This window comes from Streptomyces sp. B1866 (assembly GCF_031932565.1).
In the GTDB taxonomy this organism is placed as follows: domain Bacteria; phylum Actinomycetota; class Actinomycetes; order Streptomycetales; family Streptomycetaceae; genus Streptomyces.
In genome coordinates this window covers 1-24648 of record NZ_JAVSCF010000073.1, presented here as the reverse complement: position 1 = coordinate 24648, position 24648 = coordinate 1, and the positions used below count along the sequence as shown (strand labels likewise).

At 73.5% G+C, this 24648-nt stretch carries 15 protein-coding genes; 9 read left to right on the top strand and 6 right to left on the bottom strand.

The genetic code is table 11. The features are described 5' to 3' along the window. Positions 1 to 150: 150 nt before the first annotated feature. Entirely contained in the window at positions 151 to 1305 is a 1155-nt protein-coding gene (gene alr / locus RKE29_RS12835; protein ID WP_312005328.1) for an alanine racemase, read from the bottom strand. Between the two features lie 289 nt (positions 1306 to 1594). On the opposite strand from alr, the gene RKE29_RS12830 reads away from it, so the two are divergent. After that, entirely contained in the window at positions 1595 to 3049 is a 1455-nt protein-coding gene (locus RKE29_RS12830) for an NAD(P)H-hydrate dehydratase (RefSeq protein WP_312005327.1), read from the top strand. 550 nt (positions 3050 to 3599) lie between these two features. On the opposite strand, the gene glmS is transcribed toward RKE29_RS12830, so the two are convergent. Then, positions 3600 to 5447 carry a glutamine--fructose-6-phosphate transaminase (isomerizing) gene (gene glmS, locus RKE29_RS12825; RefSeq protein WP_312005326.1) on the bottom strand — a complete coding sequence of 616 codons (1848 nt, stop codon included), beginning with the start codon at positions 5445 to 5447 and terminating at the stop codon, positions 3600 to 3602. A gap of 137 nt (positions 5448 to 5584) precedes the next feature. Here glmS and RKE29_RS12820 point away from each other — a divergent pair, with 137 nt between their 5' ends. The 3 genes from RKE29_RS12820 (at position 5585) to RKE29_RS12810 (ending at position 8145) form a co-directional block, all read left to right on the top strand. Next, positions 5585 to 5992, top strand: a complete 408-nt coding sequence (locus RKE29_RS12820; protein ID WP_312005325.1) for a hypothetical protein — start codon at positions 5585 to 5587, stop codon at positions 5990 to 5992. Positions 5993 to 6234: 242 nt separating this feature from the next. After that, positions 6235 to 7173 carry a type I pantothenate kinase gene (gene coaA / locus RKE29_RS12815; RefSeq protein WP_312005329.1) on the top strand — a complete coding sequence of 313 codons (939 nt, stop codon included), beginning with the start codon at positions 6235 to 6237 and terminating at the stop codon, positions 7171 to 7173. A gap of 24 nt (positions 7174 to 7197) precedes the next feature. Continuing rightward, positions 7198 to 8145 carry a DUF389 domain-containing protein gene (locus tag RKE29_RS12810; RefSeq protein ID WP_312005324.1) on the top strand — a complete coding sequence of 316 codons (948 nt, stop codon included), beginning with the start codon at positions 7198 to 7200 and terminating at the stop codon, positions 8143 to 8145. 256 nt (positions 8146 to 8401) lie between these two features. Here RKE29_RS12810 and RKE29_RS12805 read toward each other — a convergent pair whose 3' ends face one another. Continuing rightward, entirely contained in the window at positions 8402 to 9631 is a 1230-nt protein-coding gene (locus RKE29_RS12805) for an XRE family transcriptional regulator (protein WP_312005323.1), read from the bottom strand. 443 nt (positions 9632 to 10074) lie between these two features. On the opposite strand from RKE29_RS12805, the gene RKE29_RS12800 reads away from it, so the two are divergent. Beyond that, positions 10075 to 11106 carry an NAD-dependent epimerase/dehydratase family protein gene (locus RKE29_RS12800; RefSeq protein WP_312005322.1) on the top strand — a complete coding sequence of 344 codons (1032 nt, stop codon included), beginning with the start codon at positions 10075 to 10077 and terminating at the stop codon, positions 11104 to 11106. A 14-nt stretch (positions 11107 to 11120) separates the two neighbouring features. Here RKE29_RS12800 and RKE29_RS12795 read toward each other — a convergent pair whose 3' ends face one another. Beyond that, complete coding sequence (locus RKE29_RS12795) at positions 11121 to 12443, bottom strand: hypothetical protein (RefSeq protein WP_312005321.1); 1323 nt, start codon at positions 12441 to 12443, stop codon at positions 11121 to 11123. 706 nt (positions 12444 to 13149) lie between these two features. Here RKE29_RS12795 and RKE29_RS12790 point away from each other — a divergent pair. The 3 genes from RKE29_RS12790 (at position 13150) to RKE29_RS12780 (ending at position 14649) form a co-directional block, all read left to right on the top strand. Then, complete coding sequence (locus RKE29_RS12790; protein WP_312005320.1) at positions 13150 to 13476, top strand: hypothetical protein; 327 nt, start codon at positions 13150 to 13152, stop codon at positions 13474 to 13476. A 169-nt stretch (positions 13477 to 13645) separates the two neighbouring features. Then, on the top strand, positions 13646 to 14170 hold the full coding sequence (locus RKE29_RS12785) for a hypothetical protein (RefSeq protein WP_312005319.1): 525 nt from the start codon (positions 13646 to 13648) through the stop codon (positions 14168 to 14170). Next, positions 14167 to 14649 (top strand): hypothetical protein, encoded by a 483-nt coding sequence (locus tag RKE29_RS12780; protein WP_312005318.1) that lies wholly within the window; start codon positions 14167 to 14169, stop codon positions 14647 to 14649. Before RKE29_RS12785 ends, RKE29_RS12780 begins: the two co-directional genes overlap by 4 nt. 153 nt (positions 14650 to 14802) lie before the next feature. Here RKE29_RS12780 and RKE29_RS12775 read toward each other — a convergent pair whose 3' ends face one another. Continuing rightward, complete coding sequence (locus tag RKE29_RS12775) at positions 14803 to 18117, bottom strand: S8 family peptidase (RefSeq protein ID WP_312005317.1); 3315 nt, start codon at positions 18115 to 18117, stop codon at positions 14803 to 14805. Between the two features lie 581 nt (positions 18118 to 18698). Then, positions 18699 to 22028 carry a S8 family peptidase gene (locus tag RKE29_RS12770; RefSeq protein WP_312005316.1) on the bottom strand — a complete coding sequence of 1110 codons (3330 nt, stop codon included), beginning with the start codon at positions 22026 to 22028 and terminating at the stop codon, positions 18699 to 18701. A 760-nt stretch (positions 22029 to 22788) separates the two neighbouring features. Here RKE29_RS12770 and rox point away from each other — a divergent pair. Beyond that, a complete protein-coding gene (gene rox, locus RKE29_RS12765; protein WP_312005315.1) occupies positions 22789 to 24216 on the top strand; it encodes a rifampin monooxygenase in 1428 nt (475 codons plus the stop codon). Positions 24217 to 24648 lie beyond the last annotated feature (432 nt).

The following is a 24648-nucleotide window of genomic DNA, read 5'->3' as shown; positions in this document are numbered from 1 at the left end:
CCGGGCCGACCAGGCGGCCGGCGACGCGGCCGGCCAGGCCGCGCACGTCCCGGCCGTCGAGACCGGCGGCGGCCGCCGCGTCCACGGCGTCGGCGACACCCCTGGCGGCCGGGCCGGCCGCCGCGCCGCCACCCCCTCGGTCACCCATGGTCAGATCCCTGTGCCCGGCTGCTCTCCCACGTAAACGCGCGGCACGCGCGTGCCGACGCGGGTGACGATCTCGTACGCGATCGTGCCGGCCGCCCGCGCCCAGTCCTCGGCCGTCGGCTCGCCCCGGTCGCCGGGCCCGAACAGCACCGCCTCGTCCCCCTCGGCCGCCCGGTCCCCCCCGAGATCCACCACGAACTGGTCCATGGCCACCCGGCCCGCGACGGTCCGCCACTTGCCCGCCACCATCACAGGACCGGTGCCGGAGGCGTGCCGCGGCACCCCGTCCCCGTAGCCGACGGGCACCAGGGCGAGGGTCGTCTCGCCGGGGGTGACGTAGTGGTGCCCGTACGACACGCCGTGCCCGCCCGGCACCCGCTTGACCATGGCCAGGCTCGCGGTCAGCGTCATGGCGGGCCGCAGCCCGAAGTCGCCGGGCAGGCCCAGCAGCGGGCTGGGCGAGACGCCGTACAGCGCGACACCGGTCCGTACGAGGTCGAAGTGCGCGTCGGGCAGGGTGAGGGTCGCCGGGGAGTTGGCCATGTGGCACACCTCCGGCCGCAGGCCGTGCGCTCGCGCGTGAGCGGTCATGTCGCGGAAGGCGGCGAGCTGCGCGGCGATCGACGGGTGGCCCGGCTCGTCCGCGCAGGCGAAGTGCGACCACAGGCCGGTGACCCGGATCGCCCCCTCGGCCTCGGCCGCGCGGGCCGCGGCGACCAGCACGGGCCAGTCGGCGGGCTGCGAGCCGCCGCGGCCGAGCCCGGTGTCGGCCTTGAGCTGCACCCTGGCCGTACGGCCGCTCGCGCGCGCCGCCGCGACCGCCTCGCGCAGCGCCCACGGCGCGCTGACCGACACGTCCACGTCCGCCTCGATCGCCTGCCGCCACGGGCCGCCCGGCGTCCACAGCCAGCACAGCACCCGGCCGGTGTCGCCCGCCGCGCGCAGCGCCAGGGCCTCCTCGGGCGTGGCGGTGCCCAGCCAGGTCGCGCCCGCCTGCCGGGCCGCACGCGCGCAGGGGACCATGCCGTGGCCGTAGCCGTCCGCCTTGACGACGGCCATCAGCTCGGCGCGGGGCGCGGCCGCGCGCAGCGCGCGCACGTTGGCCCGCACGGCGGCCAGGTCGACCACGGCACGGGCGCGCATCGGTGTCTCGTCCATCCCCGTCAGTGTCGCAGCCCGGCAGGAGGGACGGAGCAGGAGGTTCCGGGCAGGGCGGGCGGGGCGGGCCTCCCGCGCGAGGCATCTCGTCCTCCCGCGCGAGGTGTCTCGTCCTCCCGCGCGGGGCGTCTCGTCCCTCCGCGGGAGGTGCCCGCCCTCTCGCGCGGGTTGTCGGCTTTCCCGCGCGGGCGGCCGCACTGGTTCCGCGGCACGCGCGGGCCCTCCGGGTCGTACGGACTCTACGGGTCGTACGGGGGCCGCCGCCGGGCGGGTTGGGACACTGGGAGGCATGAGGACTGCCTACAGCGTGGAGACCGTACGGGCCGCCGAGCGGGAGCTGATGGCCCGGCTGCCCGAGGGGACGCTCATGGGACGCGCGGCGGCCGGGCTCGCCGCCGCCTGCGCGAGCCTGCTGGGCCGTGTGTACGGGGCCCGGGTGGCGCTGCTGGTGGGCAGCGGCGACAACGGCGGGGACGCGCTGCTGGCGGGCGCCCGCCTGGCGCGCCGGGGAGCCGGGGTCACGGCGGTGCTGCTGGCCCCGGAACGGGCGCACGCGCGAGGGCTGCGGGCGCTGCGCGCGGCCGGGGGGCGGGTGCTGCGGGCAGACTCGGGCGGGCCCGCCGGACCGGCCGGGGCCGCCGTGGCCCGCGCCGACGTGGTCCTGGACGGCATTGTCGGCATCGGCGGCAAGGGGGGGCTGCGGCCGGACGCGGAGCTGCTGGTGGGCGCGGTGCGCGGACCGGTCGTCGCCGTGGACCTGCCCAGCGGCGTGGACGCGGACACCGGCGAGGTGCGGGGCGCGGCCGTACGCGCGGACGTGACGGTCACCTTCGGCGCGTACAAGCCGGGGCTGCTGATCGATCCGGCCCGGGAGCGGGCGGGCGCCCTGCGGCTGGTGGACATCGGCCTGGCGCCGTACCTGCCCGCGCCCGAGGTGACCGCCTTGCAGCACGCGGACGTGGCGGCGCTGCTGCCGCGGCCCGCGGCGGACAGCGACAAGTACCGGCGCGGCGTGGTGGGCGTGGTGGCGGGCTCGGCCCGCTATCCGGGCGCCGCCGTGCTGGCGGTGGCGGGCGCGCTGCGCGGCGGCGCCGGGGCCGTGCGGTACGTGGGCCCGGCCGCCGACGCGGTCATCGCCCGCTTCCCCGAGTCCCTGGTGCACGCCGGGCCGCCGAGCCGGGCGGGCCGGGTGCAGGCGTGGGTGATCGGGCCCGGCGTCGGCGACGACGCGGGCGCCCGGCAGGCGCTCGCCGAGGTGCTGGGCTCGGACGTGCCCGTCCTGGTGGACGCGGACGGGCTGCACCTGCTGTCGGCGGACGTGCTGCGGGGGCGGTCCGCGCCGACCGTCCTCACGCCGCACGCGGGCGAGGCGGCGGCCCTGCTGGGCGTCACGCGCGAGGAGGTCGAGTCCGGGCGGCTGGCGGCGGTGCGCGCCTTGGCCGCGCGGTACGGGGCGACGGTGCTGCTGAAGGGTTCGACCACGCTGGTGGCCGGTGCGTCCGGCCCGGTGCGGGTGAACCCGACCGGTACGGGCTGGCTGGCCACGGCGGGCAGCGGCGACGTGCTGTCGGGGCTGGCCGGGTCGCTGCTGGCGGCGGGACTGGGGGCGGCGGACGCCGCGTCGGTGGGCGCGTACCTGCACGGGCTGGCCGGGCGGGAGGCGACGGGGGCTCCGGCGGGGCCGATCAGCGCGTACGAGGTGGCGGGGGCGTTGGGGGCGGCGTGGCGGGGCGTGACGGGCTGACGTCGGCCTGGGTGGGCGGCGCCTGCGGCCTGTGGGCGGGNGGGGCGTGACGGGCTGACGTCGGCCTGGGTGGGCGGCGCCTGCGGCCTGTGGGCGGGGCGGGGCCGGGGGCTCCGGGGTAGGGGCCTGGACTCGGATATTTTCGCATTTCGGCGGCCTGCACCCCGAGGGTTGAGTGCACCAGAACCAGCCGCCCAAATACGAAAATATACGGCCACGTCCAGGCCCCTACCCCTGCGCCCCCGACCCTCCCGTCTCGTCGCCAGCTCTCCCCCGGCGGTCCCTCAGGTTCCGGCGCGGCCCCGGAAGCCCTTCCGTCGCGTCGGCGGCTCTCCCCCGGCGGAGCCGTGCCCTCCGCGTGGGCCCGGTCCCGGGTGCTCTCCCGTCTCGTCGGCGGCCCTCCGCCGGTGGGGCCCCCGCGGGCTGCCGACCCCGACGGCGTACGTCGGCGGGCGCGGACCCGTGGGCCGCCGCGCGTCCGCCCGCCGGGGAACGGGCACGGCGGTGGGCGCCGCCGGTGGGGCCCTGCGCGTAGCCGCCGGGCCCCCCGTCACTCCACCGTGACCGACTTCGCCAGGTTGCGCGGCTGGTCGACCTCGTTGCCGCGGGCCGTGGCCAGCTCGCACGCGAACACCTGGAGCGGCACCGTGGCCACCAGCGGCTGGAGCAGGGTGGGCGTGGCGGGGATCTCGATGAGGTGGTCGGCGTACGGGGCCACGGCCGTGTCGCCGCGCTCGGCGATGACGATCGTGCGGGCGCCGCGCGCGCGGATCTCCTGGATGTTGGAGACGATCTTGTCGTGCAGGACCGACCGCCCGCGCGGGGAGGGCACCACGACGACCACCGGCACGCCGTCCTCGATCAGCGCGATAGGCCCGTGTTTCAGCTCCCCGGCGGCGAAGCCCTCGGCGTGCATGTAGGCCAGCTCCTTGAGCTTCAGGGCGCCCTCCAGGGCGACCGGGTAGCCGACGTGGCGGCCGAGGAAGAGCACGGTGTTGCGGTCGGCGAGGGTGCGCGCCAGTTCCCGTACCGGCTCCATGGTCTCCAGCACCTCCTCCACCTGGGTGCCGATGGCCGACAGCTCGCGGATCACGGACTGGATCTCGTCGCCCCACTTGGTGCCGCGCACCTGGCCCAGGTAGAGCGCGACCAGGTAGCAGGCGACGAGCTGGGTGAGGAACGCCTTGGTGGAGGCGACGGCGATCTCGGGGCCGGCGTGCGTGTACAGCACGGCGTCGGACTCGCGCGGGATGGTCGAGCCGTTGGTGTTGCAGATGGCGAGCACCTTCGCGCCCTGTTCGCGGGCGTGCCGCAGCGCCATGAGGGTGTCCATGGTCTCGCCCGACTGGGAGATGGCGATCACCAGGGTGCGCGGGTCGAGGATGGGGTCGCGGTAGCGGAACTCGCTGGCCAGCTCGGTCTCGCAGGGAATGCGCGTCCAGTGCTCGATGGCGTACTTGGCGATCATCCCGGCGTGGAAGGCGGTGCCGCAGGCGACGATGACGACCTTGTTGACCTCGCGCAGTACGGACGCGGGGATGCGCACCTCGTCCAGGGTGAGGTTTCCGGCCACGTCGATGCGGCCCAGGAGGGTGTCGGCGACGGCCTTGGGCTGCTCGGCGATCTCCTTGAGCATGAAGTAGTCGTAGCCGTCCTTCTCGGCGGCTGAGGCGTCCCAGTCGACGTGATAGGCGCGTACGTCGGCGGGGCGGCCCTCGAAGTCGGTGACGGTGACGCCGTCCCGGCGCAGCTCCACCACCTGGTCCTGGCCCAGTTCGATCGCCTCGCGCGTGTGGGCGATGAAGGCGGCCACGTCGGAGGCGAGGAACGCCTCGTCGTCGCCGACGCCGACGACCAGCGGCGAGTTGCGGCGGGCGCCGACGACCGTGTCGGGCGCGTCGGCGTGCACGGCCACCAGCGTGAACGCGCCCTCCAGGCCGCGGCAGACCTGGCGCATGGCCTCGGCCAGGTCGCCGCAGGAGGAGAAGGACTCGGCGAGCAGGTGGGCGACGACCTCGGTGTCGGTGTCGGAGGCGAGGGTGTGGCCGCGGTCGGCGAGCTCGGCGCGCAGGGCGGCGAAGTTCTCGATGATGCCGTTGTGGACGACGGCCACTCTGCCCGCGTTGTCCAGGTGCGGGTGGGCGTTGGCATCCGTGGGCCCGCCGTGGGTGGCCCACCGGGTGTGGCCGATTCCGGTGCTTCCGGTGGGCAGCGGCCGGTCGGCCAGCTCCTTGTCGAGGTTGCCGAGCTTGCCCGCCTTCTTGGCGGCGGCCAGCCCGCCGTCGGCGAGCACGGCGACCCCGGCCGAGTCGTAGCCGCGGTACTCCAGCCGCTGGAGACCGGCAAGGACCACTTCGAGGGCGGACCGCCCTCCGACGTAACCAACGATTCCACACATAGGCGCAGCGTACGGCCCGGGGCGGCGGGAGGCGCGGGCGGACGGTTACCCGCGCGTCACAGAAGGTGTGCATAATGCACACAGTTCGGCCGGGCAGCCGAGCACGGCCGCGGGGGCGGGGATCCGGGGGGATACTCATGCGCGATCGCACGAAACGTACGAAGAGAGCCGTGTCGGCGGGGGCGGCGGTCGTCGCGGCCGGGACGGCGGCGGCCGTCCTGGTGGCCACCGGCGGTACCCCGGGCGGCGGTACGGACGGCGCCGCCGCCTCCGGCACCGGGGTGGCCCGGGCGGGCGCGCCCGCCTCGCCCGCCGCCGAACCCACCGCCGACCCGGGCCCGGCGCACGGGGCCAGGGCCGCCGCCCGCGCGGACGGACCGGGGCTCTCGTCGGCGCGCAGCGGCCCGCCCGGCGAGGGCACCGCGGCGCGGCCGTCCGCCGGTCGGCCCCTCCCGCGCGGGAACGGCAACCCCACAAAGGCACGGCGGCACCCGCGCGAGACCCACCGACGCGGAGCGGCCCGCCCGGCGAGGGCACCCGCGTGACGGACCCCACGCTCCGCCGTTCCCGCCGACCCCGGACAATGAATGGCGTGATCACGCCCCCGACGCCTCCGGCCCGGTCGGCCCAGCCGCCCCAGTCGGCGCCGGTGCCGCCCCCGGGCGCACCCGCGCGGGCGGACCATGCCCCGGCGGCCCCGGCAGCCCCGGCGGCGGACGCCACGCCCCCGGCTCCTCCGGCCCAGGCGGCGCGCGGCCCGCGGCGGCGGGCCGAGCCGAGCCCGTACGTGGACCTGTCGCGCGCCGAGTGGAGCGCGCTGCGGGACCGTACGCCGCTGCCGCTGTCCGCCGAGGAGGTCGAGCGGCTGCGCGGCCTGGGGGACGTCATCGACCTGGACGAGGTGGTCGACGTCTACCTGCCGCTGTCCCGGCTGCTGAACCTGTACGTGGCCGCCGCCGGGGCGCTGCGCGGCGCGCTGAACACGTTCCTGGACGACGGGCGCGGCGAGGGGTACGGCGCGCAGGCGGGCACCCCGTTCGTGATCGGCGTGGCGGGCAGTGTGGCGGTCGGCAAGTCCACCACGGCCCGCCTGCTCCAGGCGCTGCTGGCCCGCTGGCCCGAGCATCCGCGCGTGGAGCTGGTGACCACCGACGGCTTCCTCTACCCGAACGCCGAGCTGGAGCGGCGCGACCTCATGGCGCGCAAGGGCTTCCCCGAGTCGTACGACCGCAGGGCCCTGACCCGCTTCGTGGCGGACGTGAAGGCGGGCAAGGAGGAGGTGACCGCGCCGGTCTACTCCCACCTGGTCTACGACATCGTGCCCGGCGAGCGGCTGGTCGTACGCCGCCCCGACATCCTCATCGTCGAGGGCCTGAACGTGCTCCAGCCCGCCCTGCCCGGCAAGGACGGCCTCACGCGCGTGAGCGTGGCCGACTACTTCGACTTCAGCGTGTACGTCGACGCCCGCTCGCGCGACATCGAGGACTGGTACCTGGCCCGCTTCCGCAAGCTGCGCGAGACGGCGTTCCAGGACCCGGCGTCGTTCTTCCGGCGGTTCACGCAGATCTCCGAGGAGGAGGCGGTGGACTACGCGCGGATGGTGTGGCGCACGGTCAACGAGCCGAACCTGCGGCAGAACGTGGCGCCCACCCGCGGCCGTGCGACCCTGGTGCTCCGCAAGGGCCCCGACCACAAGGTCCAGCGGCTCTCGCTGCGGAAGCTCTGACGCGAGCCCCTAGGAGTCACGTACGTGCTGCACCTGCGGCTGATCGTCCCGGCGTCCCGTACGGCCGAGGTGCTGGCCACCATCGAGAAGACCGTCGGCACCACGCACGTCGTGGTCCTGCCCGGCGCCGCGCGCAACCCGGCCGGAGACGTGGTGACGTGCGACGTGGCGCGGGAGGCGGCGGACGCGCTGCTGGACGGGCTGCGCGCGGCGGGCCTGGAGGAGACCGGGTCGATCGCGGTGGAGAACATCGACCTGTCGCTGTCGAAGCGGGCCGAGAAGGCGGAGGAGGAGGCGCCGGGCGAGGCCGCGGACGCGGTCCTGTGGGAGCAGCTGGTCGACGCCACGCACGAGGAGTCCACCCTGTCGGTGACCTTCCTCGCGCTGCTGGCCATCGCCACGATGATCGCCGCGTGCGGTGTGGTGCTGGACAACGCGATCCTGATCGTGGGCGCGATGGCCGTCGGCCCCGAGTTCGGCCCGCTGGCCGGACTGAGCGCGGCCCTGGTCCGCCGGGCCCCCCGGCTCGCGGCCCGCTCGGCGCTGGCCCTGCTGGTGGGCTTCGCGGCGGCGATGGCGCTCACCTGCGGTTTCTCGATGATGATGGACGCGTTCGGGCTGTTCACCAAGGGGCAGCTGGAGGCGGACCGGCCGAACACGGACTTCATCTGGAAGCCGGACATGTTCTCGTTCGTGGTGGCCGTACTGGCCGGAGTCGCCGGAACGCTGTCGCTGACCTCGGCCAAGTCGGGCGCCCTGGTGGGCGTGGCCATCTCGGTGACCACGGTCCCGGCCGCCGCCAACGCGGCCGTGGCGCTCGGCTACGGCGACATCGACCAGATGTGGGGCTCGACGGAGCAGCTGCTGCTGAACCTGGGCGGGATCGTGCTGGCGGGGACGCTCACGCTGGTGGTGCAGAAGACACTGTGGGCCCGCCACCGCCACCGCCTCACCTCCGGTCGGCCGTTCTGACGGCCCGCCCTCCGGCCGGGGCGCCGCCCCTGTTCCGGCCGTGGCCCGGTCCCGCCCCGGTCGGCCCGGGGTTCCGGCCCCTCACGGCCCGCGCTCCGGCCGTGACGGCCCGTTCCCGGTTCGCCGCGGGTTCGCCGCGGGTTGCGGGCGTACGGGCGTACGGGCGTACGTGCACGGGCTCGCCCGGGTCCCGCCCCGCCCCGGCTGTCCGGCCCGGAACCGGCGAGGCCGGGACGGAACGTCCGCCACGTCAGAGTCAGAGGGTGAACGGGTCCTCCCTTATGGCCTCCTCGATGCTGTGCAGCGCGTCCCGGAGATTGGGAGGCGCGCCGGTCAGGTCCTTACCGCTCCGGGCTGCCGCGACCAGTCTGTTCAGCGTCCTGAGGGAAGTGGTCTCGGCGACGGCAGGGATGATGGATTCCGCTATCTCCGCCGCGTCCTTCCAAGCCCGTGCTTCGAGGAGAGACACAAGAAGGCTGGCGGAATAGATGTTCTGGTATCCGACCCGCGCTCTCGCGTCGCGGTTCAGTGCCCTCTCCAGCAGGGGGATCGAGTCTTTCCAACGGCCGACCCGCCACAAAGAAATCCCCTGATGCCCGTCGATCTCCTCCGGCACGATCCACCAGGCCCAGAAAGGGTCACCGTCTTTCTCGCCTTCCTGAAGAAGCGAGCGGGCGTGATCGAACTTCCTGTTCCCCTCGCTCTCGTGCCCCAACGCGAACAGCCCTCTGGCTTCGCGGGTCCTGAAGATGGCCTCGATCCGTGGCGAAAGGCTGCTCTCCTCAAGGACAGACCGCGCGATGGCCAACTCCTCCCGCGGGCGCCGGAGGTACCCGGACTGCATCGCGATGTTCTGTAGGATCAGGAGTTCGATGCTCCGGTCCCCCGACACTCGCGCCAGGAACAGAGCTTCCTGGTTGAAGCGACGGGCGGCGTCCTGCTTCTCCGCGTCGAAGAGAGCCCAACCGGCGACCTCGGCCAACTCCGCCGCTGCCGCGCGGATATCCCGCTCGTATCGCGGCTCGTAATCCCCTTGTCCGAGACGCCGGTGCACGGACCTGAAGGCGCGTGCCGCCATGGTGGCGACCGGAAGGCCGTTCAGTTCGTTGTCGAGGACGACGAGTCTGCGTGAAGTCGCGCGAATGGCTTCCGCGTAGGCATCCCCTCCAGCTGCGTTCAGGACCGGGAGTCCGTGCGGGTCAGGACCCGAGGGCAGACCACCGTACCCGGCCGTCGATTCCCACGAGCGAGGTGCGAGCCTCAGTAAATGCCCGGGAATCCGGAGAGCGTCGGCGATCTGTTCGATCTTCACCAAGGAGGTGATCGAACCTTCCCCTCGGGCCAGTTCATAGACGCGGGATGACTTGATGTCGCATGCCTCGGCGATACGGCTGAGGCTGATTCCCGCCCACTTGCGAACCAGGAAGAACAGTCTTCCGAAGTCCTGATCGAAGATCGCTTGCCGTACGTCGTCTCGGTCGAGCACATCTGACGGGATGGCTGTTGGAGGTATCACGCCTGCTCCCCTGCCGACGGTGGTCTCAGTCTAGCCGGAGCCCGCCGAGGGCGCGTACCGCGGAATCCGGATAGCCGACGCCGTGGAATCCGCCCAACTCCACTCGCCCGGAACCTGCTGGACGCCCCCGCCGAGCCGGAAACCTGTGCGGCGGACGAGAGCTGCGGCGGGCGGGCGCCGCTGAGTATGCTGCTGTACGCCGCCGAGCTGACGGCGCGTTCTCACCGCGGTTCAGCGCACTCTCCAGGAAGGTAATCGAGTCTTTCCGGTTCGGCCCGTCCGCCACATGCAGATCCCCTGATGACCATCGATCTCCTCCGGCGCGATCCACCAGGCCCATAGGCCGTGGGGGACGGCGCTGGAGCGCAGGAGCGGGGGTGGCGTCACCTGAGCCCGCCAGGCAGGATCCGGGCATGAGGATTCTCGTGCTGGGCGGGACGTGGTTTTTGGGCAGGGCAGTTGTTGAAGACGCCTTGCGGCGGGGCTGGCAGGTGACGACGTTCACCCGGGGGCGCTCCGGGGAGTCGCCGACCGGCGCGGAGTCGGTGCACGGCGACCGGACCGATCCTGACGACCTGCGCCGCCTGGCGGAGCACGCCCCTTGGGATGCCGTCGTGGACACCTCTGCTTCAGATCTCGCGCCACGCCAGGTGCTGGCGGCGGCGCGCGCCCTGGAAGGCGCGGCCGGGCGGTATGTGTACGTCTCCACGGTCTCGGCGTATCAGGGGTGGCCGGACGAGCCGCTGACCGAGGGGTCGGTGGTACTGGACGGGCCGCCGGATGCAGACGAGGACTACGGGCGGATGCCCGAGGGGTGGGACGGACCGGACCTGCACTATGGGCGGCAGAAGGCTGGCGCGGAGCGGGCTGTGCTCTCCACGGTCGGGGACGACCGGGCTACGATCCTGCGGCCCAGTGTCATCTTGGGCCCTGGGGAGTACGTGGGGCGGCTGCCGTGGTGGCTGAACCGGGCGGCGCGGGGCGGGCGCATCCTCGCGCCAGGGAATCCCGAGCGGACGATCCAGCCGGTGGACGTGCGGGACGTTGCGGCGTTCGCGGTGCACTGCGCGGCAGGCGGCGACGGTGGAGTCTTCAACGTCACCGCGCCGATCGGCAGAGAGACGATGGGCGGTTTCCTCGCCGCGTGTTTGGATGTGACCGGCGCGTCGGGAGGGCTGGCGTGGGCTCCGGATGAGGTGCTGATCGAGCATGGGGTGCGGCAGTGGACCGAGCTGCCGCTGTGGCGCACCCATGCGGGGGTGTGGCAGATCGACTCCAGCAGGGCGTACGCCGCCGGCCTGGTATGCCGACCACTGAAGGAGACGGTCACCGACACATGGCGGTGGCTGCTGCGCGGGGGCGCGCCGGTCGAGCATCCCCGGTGGGCCAAGCACGGCATCGACCCCGGCAAGGAAGCCAAGATCCTGGCTGCGCTCAACCGCTGACCCGGAAAGTCGTCTTACCCCTCGATGACCAGCCGCGCGGCGGGCCCGAGTTGGTGCCGCACGGCCAAGCGGCAGAAGTCCTCGATCCGCTCGCCTAGCTGGGCGGCCTGCGGTGAGGCGTGGAAGTCAACATGCGTGAGTTCACCACGCACGCCGCTGACCCGCTCGACGACCCCGACACCACGCCACTCGGTCGGCAGATGGAAGACGGGTTCGAGAGCGTCGACCGCGCCGTCCAGCTCCCGGCGCAGCAGTCGGGCACGCGCCAGGTCGGCAGCGGCCTGGCATGCGGTCAGCACCGGCCGCTGCTCCTCGGGCATGTCTCGCAAGAGCCTGAGAGCCTGGTCCGCCGAGTTCTCGGCGCCTTGCGAATCGCGCAGCAGCAGGTAGGTGGTCGCGTGGCTCATGGCAACTCGTTCGGCGGGGAAGCCGAACTCGCCGCCGATGTCGTCGTGCATCTCGTCCCGGTGACCGGTATCAGCCGCAAGTGAGCGACGCACGGCGTCGGTGGCGGCCTGGGCGTTGCCGAGGTGACCGTATGCGCGGGCCTCGATCACCGCTAGGCGGGTCACGGCGGTGTCGCCAAGCCCGGTGAACTGCTGGGCCTGCTGGATGTGGCGCACCGCTTCGGCGGGCCGTCCCTCCCAGTAAGCGCGTAGGGCCAACGCCCCGTAGGCGAAGGCTTGCAAGGGGCCGTGCTCGATGATTTGGCCGTACAGGGCGGCGGTACGGGCGAGCTGTGCGGACGGGCTGAGAGCGCCGAGGTCGAAGGCGACAGACGCGAGCAACACCGCGGCCTGGCCAGCGCAGAGGTAGGCCCGCTGCTGCTGACGGGGCATCCGGGTACGGTCCAGCATGTCCTGCGCGGTGGCCAGCAGTTCCTTCGCCTGTCGGCAGACTTCCAGCGGCGGGGTGTGAACGTAGCTCCGGGCAAGGCTTATGACGTCCTCTTCGAGTTGGTCCATGCTGATGTCGGGCACGGCCTGAGAGGCGGCGGCGCCAGCGTGCGCGGCGGCGTCCCGAGCGGTCATGAGCAAGTCACTTTCACTAAGCCGGTGCTGTTCGGCGATGGGCTCGTCAGGGGCGGCGAGGAGCTGCCGCCACGTGTAGGCGGGGAACATCCGTTCCAACACCCGAGGCGCAGGATGCCGGATGGTCTTGACCTGCCCCGTCGTCCACCGCCGGTAGGTCATCTCCGCGACCTCGGCACCCCGGAATCTGCTGTCGCCGGTCTTGGCGTGCAACTCGTTGGCCGCGCTCAGGTACAGGCGGTTGAACTCCGGGTAGGTCAGACCGCGCTGGTCCACGAGCCGTCTCAGCAGCGTGGCCTTTGCCATGGGGGTATCTCCTGCCTTCCCCGGCCGCCGAATGGCGTCGGATCGTTCGTCTCCTGTGTAACCGATGAACAGCCGTCAATCTCCTGCGGGGCGCACGGACCGGTGAAGTGGTCCCCATGTGGTGCCTGTGCGGTATCTGGCACTTCCTGATGGTGTCTCACTGATCGGCCGAGTGTTATGGCACATGGCCAGTACGGGCGGGATTCTTACCGGGCTGAGACGACCGGAACACACTCCGTGACCTCTCGGCGAGTACGCGCAGCCCGACCCGGGGGAGCAGACGCTCCCACAAGGGGGAGGAATGACACCGTCCGACCAGCAGGGCAACGCCGCCATGCCGCGCACTATGGGCACCGGCGGCCACGTCCAGATCCAGCAGATGCCCATCAGCCCGCAGCCTTCCCGGTCACACACCGCCTACGGAACCGCGCAGGACGCCGTGCGCACGCCGTACACCACCGGCAGGGTCCGCCGAAACGTCCGCCTGAACGTCCGGCTCCAGACGACCCGTGATTCCTGCTGGTGCGGTCCCCTGTGGAGTCACCAGGTCAACGAGTCGGCCAGCGGGGAGGTAACCGGCCTGCCCACGTTCGCCGTGACGGTTTGGTGGCGCGGCGGGGAGTGGGGACGACTGTCCCTGGTGGAGTGCAAGGAGGAGGCGGGTCCGGTTCGGGGGAGTGGCCCTGGCTTTCGAGGAGCTGTAGGCATGAGCGATCCAATCGAGCGTTTCACCACTTGGGTGTTACTGGTCTTCGGGCGGCGTACGCGAGGTCGACACCGAGCCGGTTCACCGCCCGCCGGGCACCCGGAACCCGTAACCCGGACCCGGCCCCGGAAGGACATCGCCGCCGCCTTACGGATGGCGGTCACGCGGCCCGACCCGCCGCAGCCGGAGGAACCGGACCCCGCCGACGCGGTGTTCTGGCCGGTCGACACCCCGCTGGTGCGCCCGTTCGTGATCGCGCACGAGCGGAAGCTGGCCGAGAGGGAGCGGGAGCGGGCCGAGGCGGGGGGTGGCCGGGCATGGCGGTGATGACGATCCGGGTGTACCGGCTGGACCCGGTGACCGGTGAGCAGGCGGAGGTCAGTTCGTGTTCCGTGCGGGGTGAGCCGGGTCGTTCGTTCGCTCCGGTGTCGTGTGAGTGGCCTCGGTGCGAGTGCCCCCGCTGCCAGGCCAAGGCCACCGACCCGGAGGAGGACCGGTGAGCGGGCTGGTCCCGCTGCCGTGGACCACCGTGGACGGCACCCCCTGCTACACCGTCCCGCCCCCGGACGGCCACAGCCCCGGCCCCGTGGGCGCGTTGGCGGACGCCTGGGAGGACGCGCAGGTGCTGGCCGCGCGCAGCGTGCTGGGGGCGGCGCGGGTGTGGCTTGCCTCGGGTGTCCGCGTGGACGGCGGGCGGTTGCGGGCGGGGGCGGTCCGGTTGGTGTGGGCCCTCGTACGCATGGTGAAGGTGGCCGAGATGCGGGGCAAGCGCCTGGAGCGGCTCGACCCCGGCGAGGCCGCGCGGGTGGAGATGGCCCGGGTGCTGCTGGGGCACACCGAGGACCTGTTCATCACCGGTAACGCCGAGGCCTTCCAGATGCGGTACGTCCTGGCTCGGCTGGTGGAGTGCCTGGCCGCCCTGGTCGAGATCGCCGAAGCCCGGGGCGCGCTGCTCGCCGCCCCGGGCCTCGGCGGCGGGCCCGGGGGCGGGGCGCGGTGCGCGAAGGGAGGGCGTGCGTGACCCGCATCCCGGGGCCGTCCCCGGCCGGTGCCGGAGGCGGACCGTGGCTGTCGGCCCAGTGCGTGGCGGCCGTACGGCCCGGCGGGGTGGTCGAGGCGCACGCCTTGTGCCACGGCGGCCGGTGTGCCTGCCGGTGTCACCGCAAGGTGGCGGTCAGCTTGGGCCTGCTGGTCGGCGGGCCCGCGCCCCTGACCGACGACCCGCCCGGCGAGCCCCAGCCCGTACCCGTACCGCCGGAGGGCGCCGGTCGGCCGGGCCAGGCCTGGAACCGGCGGCGCCACCCGCCCGTCACCCCCGCCGAAGCCACGGCGGAGATGCTGGAAGCCGGGTACGAGCCCATCGAGACCTACCCGGGACGGGCCTCGGTGGCCTGGTCGTGCCGGTGCACGACCTGCGGTGCCGCTCGGCGGGTGAAGCTGTCGGAGGCCCGCGCCGGGCAGCGCTGCCACCATGTGAGAGGCGTACCGCCGCCTCCCTGAGAGCGGGGCGGGCGCGCTCGGCCCCTTTCCGGCGATCCCCCGCGCCGGGCATGGCCGGTACGGGCGCGCCCGTCCCTCGGCCCGGCCCGCCCGTACCACGCACGCCACCGCCCCCGGGGGCGCGAAGTCCCCGGGGGCGGCGGCGGGGAGACCTCAGCGCACGGTGGTGTACGCCCGGTAGATGGTCTCCTCCACGGTGTCGCCGTCCCGCTCGGTCAGGTGCGCCCGGAAGGACACCGAACCGCCCGCGGCCGGGTTGTCCACGGTCACCGACCGCTTTCCGCCCACAGTCCGTACGGGCAGCGGACGCCACGTCGCGCCCTCGTCGTACGACACCTCCACGGTCAGCTCCTTCGGGGACTCACCCGCCGGCAGCCCGTCGAGCACCACCGGCACCGTCAGCTTCCGGCCCCCCGGAGCCGTACTGGCCAGGCTCAGCTCCGGCGTGAAGCGGACCGCGGCCAACGGCACGGTGGCCCCGGCGTTCCCGGGACTGGCCGAGGTGAAGGTCCACGCCGCCGTGATGCGCGTACTCACCCCGAACACCGCCGGATCGCGCCGCAGGTCGGTGCTCAGCCGGTAGTTCGCGGGCCCGGGCGGCAGGCCGTCCACGCCCATCTCGCACGGGTCCCAGTCCCACTCGGCGCCCAGCTTGCCGTCGATGGTGAGCCTGCTCTCGGCCTTGGTCAGCGCGGACCTGCCGGCGTTGCCCGACCCGTCGCCGAACATCGGGACACACAGGCCCGAGCGGTTGCCGTACCGGCCGAAGGAGCCGGCGGTCGGTCCGAAGACGCCGACGTTGAAGGTCTCCGGGTAGACCCGCCCCGGCCTGCGGACGCGCCGAGGACCGTCCTGAGACACCTCCGGGTCGCCGCCGGGACTCCACCGCAGGAGGCTGATGCCCCAGGTCACCCCAGGGCCCGCGACGTAGAGCCGCCAGGAGGCGGGCAGCGGCTGCTCACTAAACGAGCCGGTACCGGCGATCGCGCCCGTCCACCCCGCACCGACGTAGGTCCGCTGTCCGGCCACCGGCGACCCCGCGGTGACATCGATCCGGGCGAACTCGCTCAACCGGGTGCGGTGCGTGAATCCGGTGTAGAAGGAGCCGTCCCGGCGGCTGTAGACGCTGCTGTACCGGGTGCCGGCGTTCTTCTCCCCCGGCAGCGCCCACACAGTCTGGATTCCGGCCTCGAAACGCCCTTCAGGCGCCGAAGCCCCGATCTGCGCGACACTGAGCTTCTGGTCGGGGCTTCCGCCTGAGACGGATGCGAACCCGGTGGCCCCGCTGGCATCCATCACGCCGTAGGCGATGGCCCCCCCATCGGGCGACGCCTCCGGCTGGGGGGCGGTGATGTCCACCGGCCTGGCCTGGCGGGCGTCGAACGTGACGGTGGTGTCCTTGTCCACCATGACGTACGGCGCGACCATCTCCGCGCCGTCGGGACGTTCCGGACCGTCGGCCGGGGTGTACGCATACCCGTTCGCCGCGTAGTGGCCCCGGGGCACGCGGGCCGTCACCGTGCCGTCCTCGTCGAGGTCCTCCAGCACCTTGAACCAGCCGTTGTCGATCCCGTAGAGCGGGACGAGCTGGGCCCGGGTGGGCGCGCCGTGGGCGTCGAGGACCCGCAGGGTGAGGTCGTACATCTCGGCCTCGCGGGTCACCGCCACGGGCGTACGCACCGACTGCCCGCCTCCCGTGGCGACGAGCGTGCCGGAGTACTCGCCGTACGCCGACAGGCCGCGGGTGTCGGCGGTGACGTCGACGTCGGCGCTGCCGTGCCCCGGAACGGTCACCTTCCCGGCGGCGAGGGCGAACACGCCGGCGGGGGCGGGCTTCCCGTCGGGGCCGAGGCTGTCGACGGCGAGGTCCAGGGTCACCGGGTCCGGGCCGAGGTTGCGGTAGGTGAGCTTCTTCGTCACCGGCTTGTCGTCGTCGTGCGGCCACTGCTGGACGCCGAAGCCGAGCGAACTCTGCTCGCCGGTCACCGTCTGCTTGATGGCCCTGGAGACGTCGACCCGTCCCGAACCCTGCTCGAAGGGGGCGAGGTCGGCGGTGGGCTTCGCCGATGCGGTGAGAGCCGTCTTGATCTGCTGCCCGCTCCAGTCCGGGTGCTGCTGGGCCAGCAGCGCGGCCGATCCCGCCACGTGCGGGGTGGCCATCGACGTGCCCGACAGCGACACGTACCCGTCCGCGGCCGGGGTGCCGATCTGGCCCTCGGCCGCCTTGGCGGCCACGATGTCCACGCCCGGCGCGGTGATGTCCGGCTTGACCGCCCCGTCGCCCTGGCGCGGGCCCCGGCTGGAGAAGAAGGCCAGCCGGTCGTCGCGGTCCACCGCGCCCACGGTCAGCGCGGCGTCCGCGCTGCCCGGCGAACTGATCGTGCCCGCGGCCGGACCGCTGTTGCCCGCGGCCACCACGAACAGCGTGCCCTTGGCCGACAGGTTGTCGATCGCCTGTTCCATCGGGTCGGTCTCCGGGGAGTCCGGGCCGCCGAGGCTGAGGTTGACGACCTTCGCGCCCTGGTCGACGGCCCACTGCATGCCGGCGATGATGCCCGAGTCGTAGCCGGATCCGCCGTCGCCCAGCACCTTGCCGTCCAGGATGCGCGCACCCGAGGCCACGCCCCGGTACCTGCCTCCCGACTTGGCGCCGGTGCCCGCGACGGTGGACGCCACGTGCGTACCGTGTCCGAGACGGTCGACGCTGTCCCGGGAGTCGGTGAAGTTCTTCTCGGTGATCTCCTGACCCGCGAGGTCCGGGTGCGTCTGGTCGACGCCCGTGTCCAGGACGGCGACCTTCACGCCCTTGCCGTCGTACCCGGCCTTCCACGCGTCCGGCGCGCCGATCTGCCGGACGCTCTTGTCCAAGGACGCCTGCCGCTTCCCGTCCAGCCACACCTTGGCGACGCCGGGCGCCGCCCGTCCGCCGGAGCCGGTCAGCGCGTCCCACACGCGGACCGCGCCGGTCTTCGGCGCGCTGACCGCCGCACCGTGCACCACGGGCAGCTCGAAGCGCATCGAGGCCCCTGCCCGCGTCAGGTCCGCGCGTACCGCCGACCGCTGCCGACCGCTGCCGTACGTCACGATGAGCGGCACGTCACGCCGGTGCGCGTCGTCGTATCCGGCCGCGACCAGGCCGGTCACATCGAACAGCGCCCGGTCCAGCTCCCCGCGGGCGAGGAGTCCGGCCGCGTCGCGCGGGACGGCGTAGGTGTGCTGCCGCGTGCGGTAGACGGATATCGGGATGTCCTCCCGCTCCTTGCCGTGCACCACGCCGCGCACCCGGCCCTGGCCGTCCACCGCCACCGTGTCGCCGGTGATCAGCGTCACCGCCTTCGGCGCGGCCTCGGCGGCGGCCGGGGCCGTCGCCCGGTCCCGGCTCTGCGGCCCGGGCACCGCGGCCCGTCCGCCCTGCGGGACGGCCTCGGCGGTCGCCGTCAGGCTCGCCGTCACCAGGGCGGCCAGCACGGCCGCCGTCGCCCTCCTCGTGTTCCCGCCTCGCGAACGGCGAGGCAGTCGACGCGGCGCCGTCAGGCGCCACGCCCCTTGCCGGTGCGGGTCCCCCGCACCGGGCGCCGTGGTCGCGGCGCCCGGTTCCTTCCCATGAGCTGACACACTCATCTCCTCGTCACTCGGTTGACGCCGTGCCCCGGTGGTCTGACGGTGCGACGACGGGTGACTGCGGACCGCCAGGTCCGCCGCGCGACGAAGCGCCGCACGAACCCGGAGGGCGCACGGCACCACCACGGCACCAGGCCGGCCTGTCCCCGCCGCTGTGACGGAAGCCGCAAGCGAGCGGGCCGCGGTGGTCGGACGCGGAAACCGCATTCGGTGAACAGGTCATGACACGCCCTCAGGTCGCTCGAAAGGCTATTCGAGATGACCGCGCGCGATCCCGTCGCGCGCAAATATTGTCATGTGCATAAGCATTCGGAGGCCGCCTCGGCGCCTGTCTCCCGGACGGACAACACGTGCCGCCGGGCCGTCACGGCCCGGCGGCACGACCCTCATCAGGGCTTGTCAGCGGCCCCTCGCGAACCGGCGGGCCCTCACCGGAGGGTGGTGTACGCCCGGTAGATCGTCTCGTCGACCGTGTCGCCGTCCCGCTCGGTCAGGTGCGCCCGGAAAGAGACCGAGCCGCCCGCGGCCGGGTTGTCCACGGTCACCGACCGCTTGCCGCCCTGCGTCCGTACGGGCAGCGAACGCCACGTCACGCCTTCGTCGTACGACACCTCCACGGTCAGCTCCTTCGGCGCCTGCCGCGCCGCCGGGCCGTCCAGCACCACCGGCACCGTCAGCTCCCGCCCCGCGGGCGCCGTGCTGGTCAGGCTCAGCTTCGGCGTGAACCGCACCGCCGACAGCGGCACAAGCGCCTCCTCCTCAGACGCGGCCGAGGTGAAGGTCCACTTCCCGGTGACCCGCGTGCTGACCGACGTCAGCGTCGGGTCGGGGCGGATGTCCGTGCGCAGCTCGTACGTCCTGGCCTCGGGCGGGAGGCCGCCGGTGCCGACGCACGCGGCGCCCTGTTCGTCGTCCAGCGTCCGGCCGTCGAGCAGCAGCGCGGACGAGGAGCCTTCGAGCAGATCCGGATCGCCGGGGTGACCGGCGCCGTCGCTGAACGTCGGCAGGCAGACGCCGATCTCGTCGCCCTTCCGGCTCCCTGTGCCCTGGACGGGCCCGAAGACGCCGACGTTGAAGGTGTCGCGGGTGACCTGGCCGGGCCGCAGGACGCGGGGCGGGCCGTCCAGGTTGATGCCGAAGGAATCCTCGTCGCCCAGTTCCCAGGCGAGGAACGCCCACCGGTAGCCGCGGGGCGCGGACACGTACTCCTTCCAGGTGCCCGGCAGCGGCAGCGGCGGGTAGAGGCCGATGCCCAGGCCGCCGAACGGTCCTAGCCACTCGGCGAGCACGTAGCCCGAGCGGCCCGGTGCCGGAGCTCCCACCGTGATGTCGGCCCGCGCGAACTCGCTCATGCGGGTCTGGTGGGAGAAGCCGGTGAAGAAGCCGTCGGCGCGGTTGAAGACGCTGTTGAACACCGTGTGCGGGTTCTGCTCGCCCGGCAGCGTCCAGACGGCCTCCAGTACGGACTCGAAGTGGCCCTTCGGCGCCGAGTCGCCGACCTGCGCGGTGGTGAGGTGGCGGAAGTCGTTCACCTCGGTGCCGAACTCGTAGAATCCGGCCGCCTCCTCACCGGTCACGTCGAAGAGGCCGAGCGCCCTGCCGATCGACGCCCTGGAGTCCGGGGGCTTGATCGTCACCGGCTTGGCCTGGCGCGCGTCGTAGGTGGCGGTGGTGTCCCCGGCCACTGTCAGGTACGGGCTGACCATCCAGGCCAGGTTCGGGTTCTCGGGGTCGCCGCTCGGGTTGTCGATCTGGACGTTGACGGTGTAGTGGCCCTTGGGCACGCGGAGGGTCACCGTGCCGTCCTGGTCGTCGTCGGTGACGTCCGTGTAGTAGGAGACGTCGTAGCCGACCACGGTGACGTCGACCGGCCCGGGCCTGCCCGTGGCGTCGCCGTACCTCAGCGTGAGGTCGTACCGCTCGTCCTCGCGCGTCACCGCGACGGGCGTACGGACCGACTCCCCGCCGCCCTCGGCCGTGGCGGTCACCGCGCCCGAGTAGACGCCGTCCTTCGTCCCCGCCCGGGTGTCCGCCACGATGTCCGCCTCGGCGGTGCCGTGCGCCGGGACGGTCAGCCTGCCGGTGCCGAGCGTGAACACTCCGGCGGCGGGAGCGCCGTCGGGGCCGGTGCCCTGGACGGACAGGTCCAGGGTGACGGGGTCGGCGGCGGTGTTGCGGTAGGTGAGCTTCCTGGTGACGGGCTGGTCGTCGTCGTGCGGCCAGGCCTGGATGCCGAAGCCCAGCGAGGTCTGCTCGCCGACCACGGTCTGCTTGATCACCTTCGCCACGTCGACCCGGCCGGAGCCCTGCTCGTACGGCGACAGGCCCGGCGTCGGCTTCGCCGAGGCGGTCAGCGCCTGCTTGAGCCGCTGCCCGGTCCAGTCGGGGTGCTGCTGGGCCAGCAGCGCGGCCGAGCCCGGCACGTGCGGGGTGGCCATGGACGTGCCCGACAGCGACTCGTACCCGTCCGCCGCCGGATCACCGATCTGCCCCTCCGCCGCCTTCGCCGCCACGATGTCCACGCCCGGCGCGGTGATGTCCGGCTTGATCGCCCCGTCGCCCTGGCGCGGGCCCCGGCTGGAGAAGAAGGCGAGCTGGTCGTCGCGGTCCACCGCGCCCACGGTCAGCGCCGCGTCCGCGGTGCCGGGCGAGTTCAGGGACTCGGCGTCGGGTCCGGCGTTGCCCGCCGCCACCACGAACAGCGTGCCCTTGCCCGACAGGTCGTCGACCGCCTGCTCCAACGGGTCGATCTCCGGGGTGTCCCAGCCGCCGAGGCTGAGGTTGACCACCTTGGCCCCCTGGTCCACCGCCCACTGCATCCCGGCGATGATGCCCGAGTAGGAGCCGGAACCGCCGTCGTCCAGCACCTTGCCGTCCAGGATCCGAGCACCCGAAGCCACACCCCGGTACTTCCCACCCGACTTCGCGCCCGTACCCGCGACGATCGAGGCGACGTGCGTACCGTGCCCGAACCGGTCCACGCTGTCCGGCGCTTCGGAGAAGTTCTTTTCGGCCACCTCCTGACCGGCGAGGTCCGGGTGCGTCTGGTCGACCCCGGTGTCCAGCACGGCGACCTTCACACCCTTGCCGTCGTACCCCGCCTTCCACGCCTCCGGCGCGCCGATCTGCGGCACGCTCTTGTCCAGCGACGCCCGGACCCGGCCGTCCAGCCACACCCGAGCGATTCCGGCGGCTGCCCGCCCGCGCCCGCCGGTCAGCGCCTCCCACACCCGAGAACCGCCGGACTTGGGCGCGGTCACCGCCGCGCCGCGCACGGCGGGCAGGTCCCGGCGCACCGACGCCCCGGCCCCGGTCAGTTCCGCGCGCACCGCCGACCGCTGCCGACCGCCGCCGTACGCCACGATCAGCGGCGTGTCGCGCCGGTGCGCGTCGTCGTACCCGGCCCGCAGCAGCCCGGCCACGTCGAACAGCCGCCGGTCGACCGCGCCCCGGGCGATCAGCCGTTCGGCGTCCCGGGGGACGGCGTAGGAGTGGCCGCCCGCCCGCTGGACGGATATCGGCACGCGCTCCCGGCCCTTGCCGTGCCGCACGCCGCGCACCCGGCCCTGGCCGTCCACCAGCACCGTGTCGCCGGTGATCAGCGTGACGGCCTGGTGCGCCCGGTGACCTGCGCCCAGCGCCCTGGACTGCTTGGTTACGTGCTGTCCGGCCGCCTCCCGGGCCGGTCCGCCCGGCGGTGCGGCCGTCGCGGTCGTCGCCAGACCGGCGGCCACCAGCGCCGCGAGACCGGCGAGCACCGCCTTGCGGCTGCTCCCGCCTCCCGTGCCTCCCGTGCGGCGAGGCAGGCCGCGAAGCGCTCCCCGGCGCCTCGTGCCCTTCTGCCGCGGTTCCCCCGGATCGGGCGCCGTGGTCGCGGCGCCCGGTTCCTTTCCCTGAGCCGACACGCTCGTCTCCTGTCGCTCGTAGGACGCCGCCGTCCGGTGGTCTAGGGCCGGAAGCGGCGGCGGATGGCGGCGGGCCGTCGGGCCCGCCCGGCGGCGGCAGGCCGCCGGGAGCCCCGGGGAGAGGTCAGGGCACCGGCGGCCGCGAGCGGCCTGACCGTTCCGGCGCGCTGGTCCATGACTCCCCCTCAAGGTTCCGCGAATAAAGACGAGTTAAGGACGGCGTGGGTTGTCCCACATTCCTCGAAACGCCCTGCGACTTTCCAGGGCCCTTGGCGTTTCGCCCGGAACACTCCGTATCAGCGGCATATCTGACACCGTCGCGTTTCCCACGGGAAGGCGGGCGGCAAAGGAGGCGGCGGGCGGCAAAAGGAAAAGGCAAGGAGACGACCGCTCCTTGCCACTATCAACCTATAACACACCAGGGGGCTTGCGGCAAGGCCCCGGTCGTGCCGCAGAATCTCCGCTCGAAGCCAGAACCTGCGGAAATCAGGGGTTCAGGAAATACGTGCGCTCTTGTCGGCGTATGCGTTTCACGGGACGTCGGACCGCCGGTCCGCCGCCGCACCGGGCGCAGCGGCCGGCCGGAACGCGACCGTGTCGAATGGGGGGTTTGATGACTGACGTGATCGTCGTCGGCGGCGGGCCGACCGGCATGATGCTGGCCTGCGAACTGCGGCTGCACGGCGTACGCACGCTGGTGCTGGAGAAGGAGGCGCAACAGCCCCCGTACGTCCGCTCGCTCGGCCTGCACGTGCGCAGCATCGAGGTGATGGACCAGCGCGGCCTGCTGGAACGGTTCCTCGCGCACGGCCGGCAGCACCCGCTCGGCGGCTTCTTCGCCGGTATCCAGAAGCCCGCGCCCAGCGGGCTGGACACCGCGCACCCGTACGTCCTCGGCATCCCGCAGACCATCACCGACCGCCTGCTCGCCGAGCGCGCCGCCGAACTCGGCGCCGAGGTCCGGCGCGGCCGCGCACTGGTCGGGCTGAGCCAGGACGACGACGGCGTGACCGCGGAGCTGGCCGACGGCACGCGGCTGCGCTCGCGCTACCTCGTCGGCTGCGACGGCGGCCGCAGCACGGTGCGCAAGCTGCTGGGCGTCGGCTTCCCCGGCGAGCCCACCAGGGTCGACACGCTGCTGGGCGAGATGGAGGCGGCCGCACCGGCGGAAGAGGTGGCCGCCGTGGTGGCCGAAGTCCGCGAAACCCAGAAGCTGTTCGGCGCCGGGCCGGTCGGGGACGGGCGGTACCGCGTCGTCGTGCCCGCCGAGGGGGTGGCCGAGGACCGCACGGTCCCGCCGGATTTCGAGGAGTTCAAGCGGCGGCTGCGGGTGTTCGCCGGCACCGATTTCGGTGTGCACTCACCGCGCTGGCTCTCCCGCTTCGGCGACGCCACCCGGCTGGCCGAGCGCTACCGGACCGGCCGCGTGCTGCTGGCCGGTGACGCGGCGCACGTCCACCCGCCGATGGGCGGACAGGGCCTCAACCTCGGCGTCCAGGACGCGTTCAACCTCGGCTGGAAACTGGCCGCCGAAATCCGCGGCTGGGCACCGGAAGGGCTGCTGGACAGCTACCACACCGAGCGGCACCCGGTGGCCGCCGACGTGCTGGACAACACCCGCGCGCAGATGGAGCTGATCTCCACCGGGCCCGGTGCCCGGGCCGTGCGCAGGCTGCTGTCGGAACTGATGGACTTCGAGGAGGTGAACCGGCGCCTGACCGAGAAGATCATCGCGATCGGGGTCCGCTACGACGTCGGCGAGGGGCACGAGCTGCTCGGCCGGCGGATGCGGGACGTGCGGCTGAAGCGGGGCCGCCTGTACGAGCTGACGCACGGCGGCCGCGGGCTGCTGCTCGACCAGACCGGCCGGCTGTCGGCGGCGGGCTGGGCGGACCGGGTCGACCACGTCGTCGACGTCAGCGAGGACCTGGACGTGCCCGCGGTGCTGCTGCGGCCGGACGGCCACGTGGCGTGGGTCGGCGAGGACCAGCGGGACCTGCGCGGCCAGTTGTCCAGGTGGTTCGGCGCCGCGGCCGACTGAGCCGTCCCCGCGGGTCCCCCGCACCGGGCGCTGCGGTCACGGCGCCCGGCTCCTTCCCTGAAGCAGACACTGCGTCTCCTTGATCCAAGGCCGACGCCGCGCCACCCGCCTGGTCGGCAGCGGGTGGGCGTACGGCGCCACACGACCGCGGACCTCGCGGCCCGCGGTGCGACGGGACGTCGCCGGAGCCCGAGGAGCGACGCCACCGGCCGGTGGCCCCGGCCGGTGCCGCGCCCGCCCATGGCCGACGGACGGCGGCCGCGGCACGCCGAAACCACTAGCGGCGAACGGGCCATGACTCCTCCTCAGGTTTCGCGGGTGAAGAGGGAACAGAGAGCCGACGGGTTGCCTCGTGGGTCACATCGCCGCGCGGCGACCGGTGCCCCGCCCGGACGCCCGGGCGGCCGGCCGCCGCGCGTCACCGGCCCGCCG